General features: G+C 62.9%; 15 protein-coding genes. 5 read left to right on the top strand and 10 right to left on the bottom strand.

Translation table 11 applies throughout. The features are described from left to right. Nucleotides 1-62: 62 nt before the first annotated feature. On the bottom strand, nucleotides 63-320 hold the full coding sequence (locus tag R2R70_RS04635) for a hypothetical protein (RefSeq protein ID WP_410977397.1): 258 nt from the start codon (nucleotides 318-320) through the stop codon (nucleotides 63-65). Here R2R70_RS04635 and R2R70_RS04630 point away from each other — a divergent pair. Continuing rightward, a complete protein-coding gene (locus R2R70_RS04630; protein WP_410977396.1) occupies nucleotides 309-1,655 on the top strand; it encodes an NERD domain-containing protein in 1,347 nt (448 codons plus the stop codon). The two genes, R2R70_RS04635 and R2R70_RS04630, sit on opposite strands and share 12 nt — an antisense overlap. A 95-nt stretch (nucleotides 1,656-1,750) precedes the next feature. Here R2R70_RS04630 and R2R70_RS04625 read toward each other — a convergent pair whose 3' ends face one another. From R2R70_RS04625 to trxA, 3 genes are all read right to left on the bottom strand, one after another. Next, nucleotides 1,751-2,734 (bottom strand): alpha/beta fold hydrolase, encoded by a 984-nt coding sequence (locus R2R70_RS04625; protein WP_410977395.1) that lies wholly within the window; start codon nucleotides 2,732-2,734, stop codon nucleotides 1,751-1,753. A gap of 242 nt (nucleotides 2,735-2,976) precedes the next feature. After that, nucleotides 2,977-4,095 carry an L-dopachrome tautomerase-related protein gene (locus tag R2R70_RS04620; RefSeq protein ID WP_410977394.1) on the bottom strand — a complete coding sequence of 373 codons (1,119 nt, stop codon included), beginning with the start codon at nucleotides 4,093-4,095 and terminating at the stop codon, nucleotides 2,977-2,979. A gap of 201 nt (nucleotides 4,096-4,296) precedes the next feature. Next, nucleotides 4,297-4,620, bottom strand: coding sequence for a thioredoxin (trxA, locus tag R2R70_RS04615; RefSeq protein ID WP_054557199.1), 324 nt, complete (start codon nucleotides 4,618-4,620; stop codon nucleotides 4,297-4,299). Between the two features lie 515 nt (nucleotides 4,621-5,135). Between trxA and R2R70_RS04610 the strand changes: the two genes are divergently transcribed. The 4 genes from R2R70_RS04610 to chrA all read left to right on the top strand — a co-directional run bounded on the left by R2R70_RS04610 (nucleotide 5,136) and on the right by chrA (nucleotide 9,493). Beyond that, entirely contained in the window at nucleotides 5,136-5,498 is a 363-nt protein-coding gene (locus R2R70_RS04610) for a metalloregulator ArsR/SmtB family transcription factor (protein WP_410977569.1), read from the top strand. 114 nt (nucleotides 5,499-5,612) lie between these two features. Next, on the top strand, nucleotides 5,613-6,662 hold the full coding sequence (locus R2R70_RS04605; RefSeq protein WP_410977568.1) for an ArsJ-associated glyceraldehyde-3-phosphate dehydrogenase: 1,050 nt from the start codon (nucleotides 5,613-5,615) through the stop codon (nucleotides 6,660-6,662). 1 nt (nucleotide 6,663) lies between these two features. Further along, on the top strand, nucleotides 6,664-7,983 hold the full coding sequence (gene arsJ / locus R2R70_RS04600) for an organoarsenical effux MFS transporter ArsJ (protein WP_410977393.1): 1,320 nt from the start codon (nucleotides 6,664-6,666) through the stop codon (nucleotides 7,981-7,983). Between the two features lie 247 nt (nucleotides 7,984-8,230). Continuing rightward, nucleotides 8,231-9,493 carry a chromate efflux transporter gene (chrA, locus tag R2R70_RS04595; protein WP_410977392.1) on the top strand — a complete coding sequence of 421 codons (1,263 nt, stop codon included), beginning with the start codon at nucleotides 8,231-8,233 and terminating at the stop codon, nucleotides 9,491-9,493. A gap of 146 nt (nucleotides 9,494-9,639) precedes the next feature. On the opposite strand, the gene R2R70_RS04590 is transcribed toward chrA, so the two are convergent. The 6 genes from R2R70_RS04590 to R2R70_RS04565 form a co-directional block, all read right to left on the bottom strand. Next, nucleotides 9,640-10,845 carry a GAK system CofD-like protein gene (locus R2R70_RS04590; protein WP_107334613.1) on the bottom strand — a complete coding sequence of 402 codons (1,206 nt, stop codon included), beginning with the start codon at nucleotides 10,843-10,845 and terminating at the stop codon, nucleotides 9,640-9,642. A 194-nt stretch (nucleotides 10,846-11,039) separates the two neighbouring features. Further along, on the bottom strand, nucleotides 11,040-11,714 hold the full coding sequence (locus R2R70_RS04585) for an HAD family hydrolase (RefSeq protein WP_410977391.1): 675 nt from the start codon (nucleotides 11,712-11,714) through the stop codon (nucleotides 11,040-11,042). Further along, entirely contained in the window at nucleotides 11,707-12,894 is a 1,188-nt protein-coding gene (locus R2R70_RS04580) for an ABC transporter ATP-binding protein (RefSeq protein WP_410977390.1), read from the bottom strand. The genes R2R70_RS04585 and R2R70_RS04580 overlap by 8 nt, the downstream gene beginning before the upstream one ends. Further along, on the bottom strand, nucleotides 12,894-13,874 hold the full coding sequence (locus tag R2R70_RS04575; RefSeq protein WP_234368161.1) for an ABC transporter permease: 981 nt from the start codon (nucleotides 13,872-13,874) through the stop codon (nucleotides 12,894-12,896). Before R2R70_RS04575 ends, R2R70_RS04580 begins: the two co-directional genes overlap by 1 nt. Next, nucleotides 13,858-14,706, bottom strand: a complete 849-nt coding sequence (locus tag R2R70_RS04570; protein ID WP_054557250.1) for an ABC transporter permease — start codon at nucleotides 14,704-14,706, stop codon at nucleotides 13,858-13,860. The genes R2R70_RS04575 and R2R70_RS04570 overlap by 17 nt, the downstream gene beginning before the upstream one ends. Then, on the bottom strand, nucleotides 14,706-15,539 hold the full coding sequence (locus tag R2R70_RS04565; protein WP_410977389.1) for an alkaline phosphatase family protein: 834 nt from the start codon (nucleotides 15,537-15,539) through the stop codon (nucleotides 14,706-14,708). The genes R2R70_RS04570 and R2R70_RS04565 overlap by 1 nt, the downstream gene beginning before the upstream one ends. Nucleotides 15,540-15,572: the final 33 nt, after the last annotated feature.

The raw sequence follows: 15,572 nt of genomic DNA, 5'->3' as shown, positions 1-15,572 counted from the left end.
TGCCCCAGACTTGTCCTGACAACAGCGGGTAAAGTGGCGCGGATATGTCCTGGCGCAGAGTTTTAACGATTATCCCGCTCCAGAAACATGGCAGTGGAGTCGGGCTGATTTAAATAAAGTTTATAATCTCTTGATGAAATCTGTTTATTGACGCATGTTGCATGGCGTATTTCACGGGCAATAGCGATATATTGGGCTGACAAGGATGTAATCAGCGCTTCAGGGACGAGCAGATGATAGCCAAGGAAAAAGAGGCCTACAGTGGCGACGATGAGCGCGCCAGGTACGGTCACCGCCAGGAAGAGGATGTGGCCTTCCATCTACGGCGTGCCTTCGGGGACGACCCCGAGGTCGTGATCTTCAATGATCTGCGACTGAAATACGGTGAGGAGAATGCCCAGATCGATCATCTGGTCATGCATCCCTTCGGCTTCATTATCATCGAGTCGAAAAGCATCACTGGTGAAGTCAGGGTCAATGCGGCAGGTGAATGGCAGCGCAGCTATCGAGGCAATTGGTCTGGGCTCAAGTCACCACTGCGTCAGGCGGAATTGCAGCAGGATATTCTCAAGCGCCTGTTGATCGAGCATCGCACTCGTTTGATGAACAAGACCCTGGGGCTGCAAGGCGGTTTTGCCGGTCGACAATGGAAAGTGCTGTGCGCCGTCTCGAGCAATGCCATCGTGCACCGTGACGATATGGCCAAGGGGGTCTCGGCTCAGGTGGTGAAGCCGGAGTTTCTTCACGAGCAGGTCAGTGGTCTGATCGGGGCGCGTTCGATGGTCAAGCGTGCCTTGCTGTTCGATACGCGTCCGGAGTTCACCAAGGATGAGCTTGAGCGTGTCAGCGAGTTTCTGCTCAAGCAGGACGCCCGTTCGCGTCGCGCGCATGCCGTCGAGACCGTTCGTCGCGAGGTGAGTCGTCGCCCGCCGCCGGCAGCGAAGACGCCAGACGCCGCTGACAGTGCCGCGAGTCGATGGGCGATCAATGAGGGTGGTATCCGCGAATCTGATAGCAAAGCCCTCGCCAACAAAGCCCTCGCCAACAAAGATCTCGGTAACAATGGCGCGGGCTACAGTGCTCATGGCAGCAATGGCATTGGCGACAATGCGCCTGGCAGTCATGAGCTTGACGACCAGGAGCGCTGTAATAAGAAGCAGCACGCCATGGCCAGGCAGGGAGGCGCTTCGAGTGCAGTGGCAGTTGCCATCCCCGCCGCCGCGGCAGTCAATGAGGCGAAGGCAAGCGCCGAGAGTGTCGCTAAGCCCAAAGCTGAAACCAGAGCCGAAACACCAGCGCCGCCAGCCGAGGCACCTGTCGGGTCGCCAGTGCCGGAAGCGTGCCTGGCCTCGCCACAGTTGAGCGAGCATCTCGACAGAATCACCGCACACTTGAAGGCTTCCGCCGCCACGCAAGCGCCACCGGAAGTGCGTGCCCAGTGCCAGAAATGTCAGGAAAAAGATGCACTGCTGGGGCGTTACGGCCCCTACGGCTATTACGTCAAATGTCAGGTCTGCAACGCCAATACATCACTCAAGCAGGGCTGTCCGGCCTGCGAGCATCACAGCGTACGCCTGAGCAAGTCCGGGGCGGTCTACTCGGGGCATTGCCCGCAATGTGAGCACGAGTTCGTGATATTTCGACAGCCCGATTGATGTGGTGCCTTGCAGAAAGACAACGACAGCATGACAGCGGCAGCCCTCGGGCTGCCGTCTTGCGTATTGCGGCCATGAAACTCGCATAGGCGGCTTCATTTCCCCCGAGCGGCTGCCGCCTGGCGTTCCAGCCAATCGATCACCAACGGCCAGTGGCTGTCTCGATGTTGGCGGCGGAAGAACCCCATATGCCCGATGGGCCCCGTAGCGTGTTGGCGTGGGTCGATCTGATGGCGCTCCAATGTGGCTTGCGTGAAATAGCCGGTCAGCAGATCAATGCCGGGGGCCGTCGCCCAGGGGTCATCGTCAAAACCCAATACCAGCAATGGCTGGGTGACTCTGGCGAAACGGCGTTCTGCGTGCATGGAGGGATCATCGAAGAAGTAGCGTGGCAGGCTGGTCCAGCGACTCCACTCAAGGGCGACGCCACGGGGCAGATTCTCGCCGATGCCGAGCCGCCGCCCCGGCACATAGCCCAGGGTGTGCGACGTCAGTGGACCGATCACCTTGAGCAGGGCCGTGACCCGAAGGCGCTCGCCAAGCGGCTTGATGAAATGCAGGCAGCCTGCGTGGGAGGCCACCAGCGCCGCGGCACTCAGCAGGCGGCTCGAGTCACTCAGGCCCACGGCGTGACCACCGATGCTGTGGCCCACTGCCAGAAGCGGCAACTCTGGCCAGCGCTGTGCGGCCCAGCGGGTCACGCCCTCGACATCCTGATCGATCCAGGTGGACATGCTGGCGGCGAAGCCACGCAGTCTGGGAGGCGCCGAGCGGCCGATGCCGCGATAGTCGTAGCGCACCACATGGAAGCCGCGGCTGGCCAGCGCCTGCGCGAAGGCGCGATAGATGGACTGCGGCACGCCAGTGGCGGGGTGGAGAAGGACGACGCCCTTTACGCTGGCGGGATGCAGGTCAGGCTCATGCACGCTCGCCGCGAGGCGATAGCCGTCTGCCGCCGCAATCTCGCACTCGTGTTCACCATTTGAGCGGGCGGGGTGTTGTGCCGTGTCGTGATTCTGTGGCGCTGTTGAAAGCGCACTGGCAGTAGCGGGGCAGGTATCCGGCAAGCGTTCGGTCATGGCGATCAGGTCTCTTTTTATTTTGGGCTGGGCTTGTCACTGGGCTGGCTTGACACGATGCTGGTCAGTGCAAATTCAAACGTTTGTTTGTCGTCAGTATTGTTCAGTCCTCCTGCAAGTGTCCAGCAGGGTTTCAACAGGATGAGAAACGACAACGCCCGCATTCCTGACCAAGGAATGCGGGCGTTGTCGTTCAGAGGGTCGACTCGATGGACCTCTTTATAGCCGTCTCAATTATCGACTCAATTATCGACCGGCCAGACCTTGAAGATACGGTACGGCGCCTGGCCGCTGTCCTTGCCGTCATTGAAGGGCGGCGTGCTGTCGAGCTGGTTGACGGTGACATAGAGCCAGCCGTCGGCTGCCATGCGCACGCCATCCGGCCAGTCGAGACGCTCATCGCGCACCAGCGGCGTCAGTTTGCCATCGGCGCCCAGTACATCCAGCCCATGCTGATTGAGGTTGGTGAAGTAGTGGATGCCCCCGGCGGTATCCGCGCCATCGGAAACGGGCTTGTCGCCGACGCGCGTGATGGCAGCGGCGATGGTGGAGTGATCGGCGCCTTCGCGCAGCAGTCTGGCCGGTACGCTGTACCAGCTGTGGCCGGTCATGGCGCCGAAGAAGACTGTCTCGCCATCGCCGGACAGGGTGATCGGGTCGACGCCGACCTTGGCAGGCTTGCCATTGAACTGGACGTCCTTGCCATCGATCTTGAGCTTGGCGCCGGGTTCTGCCTCAAGCGCCGGGTGCTCGCTGAAGCGGGTGGCCTTGCCGCTCTCCAGGTCGACGGTGATCAAGCCCGGATTGGCGATGTCTGCCAGATAGGCCACGCCACGGCTGCGGTCCACTGCCAGGTCCTGCACGAAGCTGCCCTCGGGGGCGATATTCGCAGGCAGAGTCAGCTTGGTGATCAGCTTGCCCGAGGCAATATCGAAGCCCCACAGGCGGGTCTTGCCCAGATGCAGCCCCATGTCGGTGATCCACAGACCGCCCTGGCCATCCTGGTAGATGCCCAGCGGGGAATCGATGGTGGCGTCGCTGTAGCGGCCGGCATGCGTCTGCAAGGCGGGGGAGGGCCAGGCACGGTAGCTGTTCTGGCCGGTGATCTCGACCAGCTGCACGTCGTGATCTCCATCCATCGGGTGGATGGTGGCGAAGACCTGCCCATTGGGCGTCACCGCCACATTGCCGGGGCGAATCTGCATGACGGCGACAGAGCGCATTTCACCGTAGGCAGGCCCGGCCTTGAGCGCTGAGGTAGTGGCCGGCAGGGTCGTATGGCCGTTGGCGCAGCCCGTCAGCAGGCCGGTAAGCAGGGCGACCATGCCCAGATGTCGGGTCGAACGGACGGGGTCAGGCATCAATGTTTCCTTGTCGTGGTAATGCTGGTGTTACTGTCGCGATGAGCGAAAACTTGAAGGCAGGGATTTCTCGATGACGATAATTGCCTGAAAAATCATGGGCATAGAGTAACCTAAAGCACCGTGCAGACCAAAAAAACGCCCTCATGGAGGGCGTTTTTCATTTCAGCGTCAGTGCCTTGCGGCCAGAGGCCGATTCGATCAGGCGTGACGCGAGATCATGGCATCGAAGTTTTCCTTCGGCTGGACACCGGTCAGGGCTTCGAGCTTCTCGCCGGACTTGAACAGCGCGATGGTCGGCAGGCCGCGGACGCCATTCTGGGCGGCGAGGTCCGGTGCATCATCGACATTGATGGCAACAACCTTGAGGGCATCACCCTGTTCTTCGGCGATGGATTCGACGATCGGGTCGAGCATCTTGCACGGTCCGCACCACGGTGCCCAGAACTTGACCAGTACCGGCTGCTCGCTCTCGATGACTTCCTGGGTGTAGTTGCTATCGACGACTTGTGCGAAATCCGCCATTTGTCTCTCCTGTGCATCACGAGGGATGCGTGATTCAAAAGGGCACTTGGTGTGCTTGATGGGCACACACTAACGCTGCTCGACTTTTGTTCGCAAGCGCATTCGCTTTTGAGGCCAGGCAACATATGCGTGCCGTTTGCGCAACAGTGGCGATGGTGTGACCGCCTACCCGCTGGTACACCGAGCCAAGCGACACTCTGATCGCGCTTCATTCGCCCTCCATTCACCCTCCACTCGCTCTCCATCGCTGCCATCGATTCACGCACCGACTGTCATCTAACTGTCATGCATGTGTCACTTGATATATGGGAAAACACATATATGATATTTCGTATGTCACCGCGCTTCAGCCGGCTGGCAGGCAACCTGCCTTGCCATGCGTCAGGTGCTGGTGAGAGGGGGGCGGGAGTGGGAATCGGGTGGGGGAATCGAGAGGGGAGCAAGATGGCTCAGGCATACGCGAGGACATCGCCATGAAACCGTCAACCAATGACGTTATTGATGGAGCGGGAGACATGGCGGCCCGCCTGACACCATTGCAGGTCTTCAAGTGCCTTGCCGAGGACACTCGCCTGACCGTCGTGCAGCTGTTGGCCCAGATGGAAGAGTTGTGTGTCTGTGAGCTTATCTGGCTGCTGGAGCAGCGCGCCATGCCCATCTCCCAACCCAAGGTCTCGCGGCATCTCGCCCAGCTGAGAGATGCTGGCCTGCTGACCAGTCAGCGGCGTGGCCAGTGGGTGCACTACCGCCTGGCACCTGACCTGCCTGCCTGGTGCCATCAGATTCTCGCGACTCTCTGTCAGGCCAACGCCCGCGAGGTGTCGCGCTGGGTGGCGTGGCTGGAGACGATGCCCAACCGCCCTGTGCGCTGCTGCTGAGCGCACAGGGCGTAGAACGTTAGCCGAATCTTTTTGAACACTCTCAAGGAAATGCCCATGTGTCCTGCTCATAGCGCTCCGTCCTATTCCTCGTCCATCAGCGTGCCGGAGGGCATGCCGGCCCTGCGCGTCGGTATCAACGGCTTCGGGCGCATCGGTCGTCTCGCCCTGCGCGCGCTGTGGAAGCTGCGCGAGGATATCGCGCTGGACGTGGTGCGTATCAATGACCCGGGTGGTGATGCCGCGACCTTCGCCCATCTGCTGGAATTCGATTCCGTGCATGGCCAGTGGTCGCCGGGCGCCGGTATCACCAGCGACGCGGATTCCATCACCCTCGATGGTCAGCGCACGGCATTCTCAAGCCAACGTGAGATCGGTGATACCGACTGGTCGGGCTGCGATGTGGTGATCGAGGCCTCCGGCAAGAAGAAGAGCACCGAGGTGCTGAACGCCTATCTCGAGCAGGGCGTCGCGCGGGTCGTGGTCTCCGCGCCGGTCAAGGAAGAGGGCGTGCTCAACATCGTCATGGGCGTCAACGATCACCTCTACAACGCAGAACAGCATCGCATCGTGACGGCGGCCAGCTGCACCACCAACTGCCTGGCACCGGTGATCAAGGTGATTCAGGAGCAGTTCGGCATTCGTCATGGTTCCATGACCACCGTGCACGACATCACCAATACCCAGACGATTCTGGATGCGCCGCACAAGGACCTGCGCCGCGCGCGGGCCTGCGGCATGAGCCTGATTCCGACGACCACCGGCTCCGCCAAGGCAATCAGCGCCATCTTCCCAGAATTGGAAGGCCGCTTGAACGGCCACGCCATTCGCGTGCCGCTGGCCAATGCCTCCCTGACCGACATGGTATTCGAGCTCAACCGCGAAGTGACGGTGGAAGAGGTCAATCAGGCGCTGCAGAGCGCGGCAGAAGGCGAACTGGCCGGCGTGCTGGGCTACGAGACACGCCCGCTGGTGTCGATCGATTTCCGTACCGATTCCCGCTCCAGCATCATCGATGCGCCCTCGACCATGGTCGTCGCGGGTACCCAGCTCAAGCTGTACGCCTGGTATGACAACGAGTGGGGCTATGCCAACCGCACCGCAGAGCTGGCGCTGAAAGTGGGCCTGGGTGATCTGGCCGACGCCAGCACACAGGAGCGCTGAAATGCTTGCCCGCCTGCGAGAGCTGCCCCATGAGGTGCGCCAGTACCTGCTGGTGACGGGGAATTACTGGGCCTTCACGCTGACGGATGGTGCACTGCGCATGCTGGTGGTGCTGCATTTCCATTCGCTGGGCTATTCGGCGCTGGATATCGCGCTGCTGTTCCTGTTCTACGAAGCCTTCGGTGTCGTCACCAACCTGGTCGGCGGGTGGCTGGGGGCAAGGCTCGGCCTCAATCGCACCATGAATGCCGGGCTTGCGATGCAGCTGGTAGCGCTCGGCATGCTGTTGGTGCCGGAGCCCATGCTGACGGTGATCTGGGTGATGATCGCCCAGGCGCTGTCGGGCATCGCCAAGGACCTCAACAAGATGAGCGCCAAGAGCGCCATCAAGGTGCTGGTGCCGAAGGGGCAGCAGGCGGCGGAATCGCAGAGCTCGCTGTATCGCTGGGTCGCGTTGCTGACCGGTTCCAAGAATGCCCTCAAGGGCCTGGGCTTCTTCCTCGGTGGCGCGGCGCTCAGTCTCATCGGCTTCCAGGGCACGGTGTTGGCCATGTGGCTCATGCTGGCCGTGGTGCTGGTGCTGTCACTGCGCAAGCTCTCGGCATCGCTAGGGCAGAGCAAGGCCAGCCGCAAGCCGGCGTTTCGTGAGATGTTCTCGACCTCGCGGGCGGTCAATGTGCTGTCGGCGGCGCGCATGTGCCTGTTCGCTGCACGTGATGTCTGGTTCGTGGTCGCCTTGCCGGTCTATCTGGCCGAGGTGCATGGCTGGAACTTCTGGACGGTTGGTATCCTGATGGCCACATGGGTGATCGGTTACGGCGGGGTGCAGACCCAGGCCCCGCACATCACCGGGCCGATCGCGCGTCGCTTGAGCGGTGATGCGGGCGTGCGCTGGATGACCGTGCTGCTGGCCGGCGTGCTGGCGCTGTTGCCCGCGCTGATGGCGAGCATGTCGCTGGACGCCGAGCTGGGTGGCGACAGCAGTGCGGCCATCCTGTTGGGGCTGGCGCCCCTTGAGTGGTTGATCATCGGTCTGCTGGTGTTCGGCGTCATCTTCGCCGTCAATTCCAGCTGGCACAGCTACCTGATCGTGCGCTTCGCGCGCAGTGAAGGCGTGTCGATGGATGTCGGCTTCTATTACATGGCCAACGCCATGGGGCGCCTGCTGGGCACGTTGCTGTCCGGTTGGCTCTATCAGGGCTATGGTCTGGAAGCCTGCCTGTGGTGGTCGGCGGCACTGGTGGCGGCGAGTGCCGTGATGGCCATCGCATTGCCCTCGGACACGCAGCATGCCTCCACTCAGGAAACGTCGGCCAACTGAAGCCTTCGCCGGGCACCTGACGCCTAAGCCCTTATGCAGGAAGCCCGTCCCAACCATGGGGCGGGCTTCCTGTCATCTGGCGGCGATAGTCTGGTGGGTGATGCAAGGGGCGAGAATCAGGACATTGCGCATTCACCTGATGTCACCGTAGCGTCAGCAAGTGAAAATTCTTTCGTATAGCTCTCACATAAGCCCCTCGCTGGATTTCTGATCGTTATCCTTTCCTTTCCGCTCCAAGAGAAACGTCATGTCACATCCGGATGAAACTGCAAAGCATGAGCGCGATCCTGCGACGCCTGATGCCCCGCTTGCGAGCGACAAGGCGCGGCGCAGTGAAGTGCTGCGCACCTTCCTCGCGCTGGGGCTGACCAGCTTCGGCGGCCCGATTGCTCACCTTGGATACTTCCGCGATGAGCTGGTACGCAGGCGAGGCTGGTTGAGTGACAAGGCCTACGCCGAGCTGGTCGCGCTCTGTCAGTTTCTGCCGGGGCCGGCCAGCAGCCAGGTCGGTTTCGCGCTGGGCATGGTGCGTGGCGGTGGTGTAATGGGCGGGATACTGGCGTGGATCGGCTTCACCTTGCCGTCTGCGCTGGCATTGCTGGTATTGGCACTGGTGGCGGGCAGCCTCGAAGGGCCGCTGGCCTCGGGGGTGATCCACGGCTTGAAGCTGGTGGCGGTGGCCGTCGTCGCCCAGGCGATCTGGGGCATGGCGCGCAAGCTGTGCCCGGACTTGCGGCGTACCTGTCTGGCGCTGTTGGCCATGCTGGGCCTGGCGCTGGCGCAGGGCGCTTGGGCGCAGGTCGGGGTGATCGCGATGGGCGCAGTACTCGGCAGCCTGCTGTGTCGTGATGACAAGGCGGCATCCGTGCGCCAGCAAGTCCAGGCAGCGGGGCTGTCACTGCCGGTCTCGACGCGCCTGGCGCGCTACTGCCTGGTCGCGTTCTTCGTGCTGTTGATCGGCCTGCCGCTGGTGGCCTCCGGCAGTCTGGTCGATATCTTCTACCGTGCCGGGGCGCTGGTGTTCGGGGGCGGGCACGTGGTGCTGCCGCTGCTGGAGGCCTCCACCGTCGAGACGGGCCATATCGCGGCCGATACCTTCCTCACCGGCTATGGCGCCGCTCAGGCAGTGCCGGGGCCGCTGTTCACCTTTGCCGCCTGGCTGGGGGCCGGCATGGCGCAGGTGGGCGGCGGTTCGGCATTGCTCGGTGCCGTCATTGCGCTGTTGAGCATCTTTCTGCCGGGGATTCTGCTGCTGATTGGTGTGGCGCCACTGTGGGGGCGTCTGCGCGCCCGCGCCAGGGCGCGCGCTGCGCTCGCCGGCGCCAACGCGGCCGTGGTGGGCGTGCTGGGCATGGCGCTCTATGACCCGCTGTGGACCACCAGCGTGCTGAGCCGCACGGACCTGGTGATCGCTCTGGCCGCCTTCATCGCTCTGACGCGTTTCTCGCTGGCACCCTGGAAGCTGGTGCTGGGGATGGTGATTCTCGGCGCGGTGCGTGGCGTGATCTAAGCCCCGACGTCGTATCTGACAAAAGAACGCCCCCGTCTGCTGTTGGCAGGCGGGGGCGTTCTTGTTCTGCAGAGCAGTTCATGCAGAGCAGTTCATGCAGAGCAACTCATGCCGAGCATTTCATGTCGAGCGGCTCGCGGTTGGCATCACACCAGCGACAGCAGCGCGGTGACCAGCAGCTCGTTGTCGTAGTAGGGCGCGCTCTGCTCGCTGATCAGGCGGGTGTCGATCACGGTGATGCCCATGCGCTCGAGCGCCTCGATGCAGGGGCCGCCAGGGTAGTCACCGCGCTGGCTGTCGAGAAGCACGATGTTGAGCAGGTTCTCGGTGGGACAGTCTTCCATGCGACCGGTGAGGTCAGCACACAGGGTGTCGAGCAATACGCTGACCAGCTCATCCATACGCTTGCCGGTCTGCTCCGGGTCCGGGCAGCAGTTGGGGATGTAGACCTTGGGGCAGGGGTTGGCCAGCACCGCGCGCCCGACGCCCTTGGGCAGCAGATTGGCGAGCACGCTGGAGTAGAAGCTGCCGGGAGGGAAGCAGATCAGTTCGGCCGACTCGATCAACTGGCGATTGTTGGCGTGCAGCTCCGGTACCACGGGGACATGGTGGTCGCCCTCTGCCGCGGCCAGACGCATGCGCGCGATGGGTGAATCGAGAGGGGCGACTTCCTTGCCGGTGATGCGGTGCTGGCCAATGATCTCGCGGCCATCTTCCAGCGTTACCGCCAGATGGCAATCGGCATTGACCACGGCGCGCACCGTGCCGCGCACGTGCACCAGCTTGGAGAACAGGAAGATGATCTGATCCAGCTGCTGGTGATGGTTCAGATAGCCACCGGCAATGATCAGATTGCCGATGCTGGCGCCGCGCAGATCGAAGCCTTCCGGCATGGCGTCGATGAGAAAGCCCAGCTGATGGCAGATCAGGGTGCGCATCGGTTCCGCGACCGCCATGGTCAACGGATGACGTCCGGCCGCCAGTTCGCGCAGCGTGGCGTGCAGCATCTCCGGGCGCGCTTCACGCGGCAGGCGGTGGGTAAACAGGCGATAGATATCGGGATGGCCCAGGACGCTGTCATCGGCCAGCGCCATCAGGCGAGAACGCAGATCGCCGATGGCGGGCATCGAGAAGGCGTCGCGCAGTTTGGCCGAGCTGCCACCGGAGTCGAACGGCGTCACCAGATGGATGCTGTGGTGGGTATAGCGGGTCAGGGTGCGCGAGACCCCGGTCAGCGCGGTACCGCCACTGAAGAACAGCACGCGCGGGCCGACTTCGGGGGCTTTCAGATAGCGCCTGACGCGCATGGGATCGGGTACGCGTGCGGTCCGACTGACCCTGACCTTGGCCATTGCATGGCTTCCTTTATGCTTGCATTTTTGGCATAGAGTGCCTTTTTTTATGCCCAGCGTCGCCTATTATGGATTTTCACTCAATTCCAGCGCAGGAACTCTCGACTCCAGTTCAGTCTCTCAATTCCAGCCCAGCGTCTCTTGTTGCCAGCGTCTCTTGCTGCCAGCCTCTCTCATTGCCAACCCGGTTTCCTTCATTGCCAACGTAGTGTCTGCCAGGCGCGCTGTTGCGCCAGGCTGGCAAGGGTCGGGTCCGGGTGGACGGCGAAGGGGTGATCGACGAATTCCAGCAAGGCCAGATCATTGCGTGAATCCGAATAGCCCCAGTTGGGCACCCCGGCGCTGTGGCCTGCATGTTGCTGTTGCCATGCCTTGAGTGCCGCGAGCTTGCCCTCGCGGAAGGTGCGAATGCCACAGGCGCGCCCGTTGTAGCAGCCTTGCTCGGTTTCAAGGGCCGTGGCCAGGGCCGCGTCCAGCGCCAGGCGCTCGGCGAGGGGGGCGACCAGATGCGCCGTCGAGGCCGAGATGATCACGACCTGATGATTCTGCGCGCGGTGCCAGTGAATTCGCTCCAGCCCCTCACGATACAGGCGCGGCATCAGCTCGGCATCGAGAAAGCGTGCCACCTCGGCATCGACCTCACTGACGGCGCGACCTGCCAGCGGGGCCAGCAGGTGGGTCAGGTGGGTCTCCATGTCCAGCTCACCGGCCGCGTAGTCCAGCATCTGTTGTGCCCAGATCGCGCGATATTCCTCGCCATCGGCGATCCAGCCCCTTGCGATCAACCAGTCAGTCCAAAGCCCCGTGGCATCGCCCTCGAGCAAGGTGTCGTCAAGATCGAAGATGGCAAGCCCTGTGATGTCATCCATGGGACACCTGCGACGTGGCGGCGGTCTCGTTACCGCCCAGCGCCTGAACCTCATCCAGATCGGCATGCAGCATCACGCGCAGATGGCGCGGCAATAACTGCCGAGCGCTGCGATTGAGGACATCGACATTCAGGCGCAGTCCCTGACAGTCCACCTCGTAGCGCACGATATTGCCGAGCAGCTGGTGGCGGCGGATCACGCCCGGGCAGCCGGGGCCGGCATTGTCCGGCAAGGGCTGGGTCGGGAAGTTGGCATATTCATCCTGCTGTCCCTGGGGGCTGGTATCCGGTTGCAGATACAGCGCTTCCGGGCGCAGTGCCACGCGCGGGCTGTCGCTTTCGTAGCCGAGCAGCGGGCGCGCCACCTCGCGACCGATCAGATTGTAATGCCCCATGAAGCCTGCCGCCGTGGCATCCACCGGGCGGGTATACAGCGACTCGGCATTGCCCTGTTGCAGGATGCGCCCCTGATGCATCAGGAAGATGCGGTCCGACAGCAGCAGCGCCTCCTCCTGATCGTGGGTCACGAACAGGGTGGTCAGGCCGAGGCTCTTCTGAATGTCGCGGATCTGATCACGCAGATGGCGACGGATACGTGCATCGAGTGCCGACAGCGGCTCATCCAGCAGCAGGATCTGCGGCTCGACCACCAGCGCGCGTGCCAGTGCCACGCGCTGACGCTGGCCGCCGGACAGTTGATGCGGGAAGCGCTGCGCCTGATCGGTCAGCTCCACCAGTCTGAGCACCTCGCTGACACGCCGCTCGCGTTCTTCCGGGCGCACCTTCTTCATGCGCAGCCCGAAGGCCACGTTGTCCGCCACGCGCATGTTGGGGAACAGCGCATAGTGCTGGAAGACCATGCCGATGCCGCGACGCTGCGGCGGCAGTGGCGTGATGTCGTGACCATCGACGATGATCTGGCCGGCATCGACATCATTGAGCCCAGCAATGGCGCGCAGCAGGGTCGACTTGCCGCAGCCGGAGGGGCCGAGCAGGGTGATGAATTCCCCGCGCGCGATCTCGGCCTCTATCTCGGCGAATACCTGGGTCTTGCCGAAGCTCTTGGCCAGGCCATTGAGCTTGAGGTAGTGCTGGTCGGCGGCGCGTTCGCGCAGGGCGCTGGTCAGAAGGCCGCCGGCGCTCTGGCTATCGAATGTGGTGGCGGTGTCGATGGCAAGCATCAGCGGTCCCCTCGGGATGCGGAGTCTGACGACTGGTGGTGGGTGTGGCGCGGCTCGGATTCGGCGCTCGGCACCGGGCCGGGCAAGCCGTCGGTCATGGTGGTGGCCAGCGCCTCGTCGGGGTCATCTGCGGGCATCTCCTGCTCGGCGGGCTGACGATTGCCGAGCCAGGTCAGGATCAGCGTGAATACGAACAGGGTGATGACCAAGGCGCTGGTGAAGTGGCCGCTGGCGCCGCGGATATTGTTCAGATAGACCTGCAGGGTCTCGAAGCGGGTGCCGACCAGCATGTTGGCGAACACGAATTCGCCAGCCAGGAACGAGAAGGCCAGGAAGACGGCAATCTGGATGCCGACGCGAATATTGGGCAGCACGACCAGGAAGAACGCCTTGAGCGGACTCGCCCCCAGCAATTGAGCGGCCTCCATCAGGGACGCCACGTCCAGTGCGCGCAGGCTGTTGGCCAGGGCGCGGTACATGAAGGGCAGCACGATGGTGAAGTAGGTGGGGATCAGGATCCACGGCGTGCCGACGATGGCCAGCGGGCCACCTGCGTAGAGCTGCAGCAGGCCGACCGATGACACGATGGGTGGCACGGCGAAGGGCAGCAGGATCAGCCCATTCATCACGCTGTCCAGGCGCGGATAGCGTGTGTGGGCGAGAAACACCACCGGCACGATCAGTAGCAACGACAGTGCCAGCGCGCCGACGGCGACCAGCAGCGAGCGCCCGAACGCCGCCAGAAAACGCGGTGTGGTCCAGAGCTCCAGAAACCATTTCACGGTCAGGGCATCGGGGGTCAGGCTCGCGCCCCAGCGTGTCGCCAGGGCGTAGAACAGCGTCGCGATCAGCGGCAGTGCCAGCAGTGCGAAGACACTGGTGACGATGAAGGTGTAGATATTCACGCGGCGCAGGCGCGCCATCAGGCTGGGCAGCAAGGGCTTGCCGTGGCGATAGGGCAGTTCAGCGGGAAGTGACATGGTAGCTCCTGCGCATGAGCCATTGCTGAATCAGCGTGACGATGACGAGGATGACGACCAGCACCAGGGCCAGCGCGCTGGCCAGTTCCGGCTGCAGGAACAGGTCGCCGGAGACCAGATTGGCGATGCGGATGGTCATCAGGTTGTAGCTGGTATTCACCAGCGCATAGACGGTGGCGTAGGCGCCCATGGCATTGGCGAACAGCACGGTGAGCGTGCCCGCCAGTGACGGCCACAGCACCGGCAGGCCGATGTGCTGCCAGTAGGCGAGGCGATTGGCGCCCAGCAGGCTGGCGGCTTCACGCCACTCCGTCTTCAGGGTGCTGAAGGCGGGATACAGCAACAGGATGCCCAGCGGAATCTGGAACCAGGTGTAGATGACGATCAGGCCGGTGCGCGAGTAGAGATTGAAGTCCTCGAGCAGACCGAAGCGCTCCAGCATCAGGGTCAGCATGCCGTTGGCGCCCATCAGGATGATAAAGGCGAAGGCCAGCGGGACACCGGCGAAGTTGCTGGTCATGTTGGTGAAGGCGATCATCATGCGCGTCAGGCGCGGGCCACAGCGGTGCATGCTGTGACAGGTCACGGCGGCGATCGCCAACCCCAGCACACTGGACATGAAGGAGATCTCGAGGCTGCGCCAGATGGCCTGTCGAAAGAAGGCCGAGGAGGCGATCTCGTGAAAGTTGGCCAGCCCCCAGCCCGTGGGGGTCTTGAAGGCGCTGATCATCACCCACACCAGCGGCGCGATCTGGAAGGCGCCGAAGATCAGCGCAAACGGCAGTAGCCACATGACGGGGCTGGTCAGGCGGCGCTTGAAGGCGGCAGACATCACTCGAGGCCTCGCGTGGCAGCATGACTCGCCAGCAGCGACGGATTGCTCGCCTTGCTGTGCTCAAGCCCCAGCAGTGTGGCCAGGGTGCCGCAGAGCTCGCGTTGCTTGAGGTTCGTCGCGGCGCCGTTGGCGAAGGCGCTGCCGAAGGTCCACAGCGGCACGCGACGCTCCTCTTCCAGCAGGCCGGAGTGAGAGCGGTCGGCATTCATGCCGTGATCGGCGGTGACCATCACCTGATAGCCGGCTTCCAGCCATGCCGGCAGGTAGTCGGCCAGCGCGACGTCGGCATGCCGTGCGGCATTGCGATACTGCGGCGTGTCGCCGCCATGACGATGGCCGGCATCGTCGATGTTCATGCTATGCACCAGCAGGAAATCCGGGTCGTGACGCAGGCGCAGCATTTCGGCGTCACTGAACAGATGGTCATCCGGATAATGATCCTGCCAGTAGAAGATGCCCGCCTGGATGGCGGATTCCGGGTTGTCGAGCCAGCGATGGCGGGCCGGCACGAAGGGGGCCGCGACATAGAGTTCGCTGACCCAATGATAGGCGGCGGCAGCCGTGCGCTTGCCCTGCTGGCTGGCAAGGTCGAACAGGCTGATGCCGAGTGAGCGGCGCACGATACCGTTGTTGACGATACCTGAGTCGACAGGCAGGTCGCCGGTCAGCAGGCATTCATAGAGCGGGCGCGACATGGCCGGCAGCTCGCAGTCCAGTGATTGATACTGGCCACGGCCGGCCTCGACCAAAGCACTCAGATAGCCCATGGCATGATGACCCACGGCGTGGTTGAGGCCGTCGAGCACGACAAGAATGACACGCTGAGACATGGTGACTCCGTGAAGCTCAAGACGGCACCGCAA

Origin of the sequence: Cobetia sp. SIMBA_158 (assembly GCF_046566945.1) — a bacterium.
Taxonomy (GTDB): domain Bacteria; phylum Pseudomonadota; class Gammaproteobacteria; order Pseudomonadales; family Halomonadaceae; genus Cobetia; species Cobetia amphilecti.
Note: the sequence above shows the minus strand (reverse complement) of the source record. Positions and strands in the feature narration are given on the sequence as shown.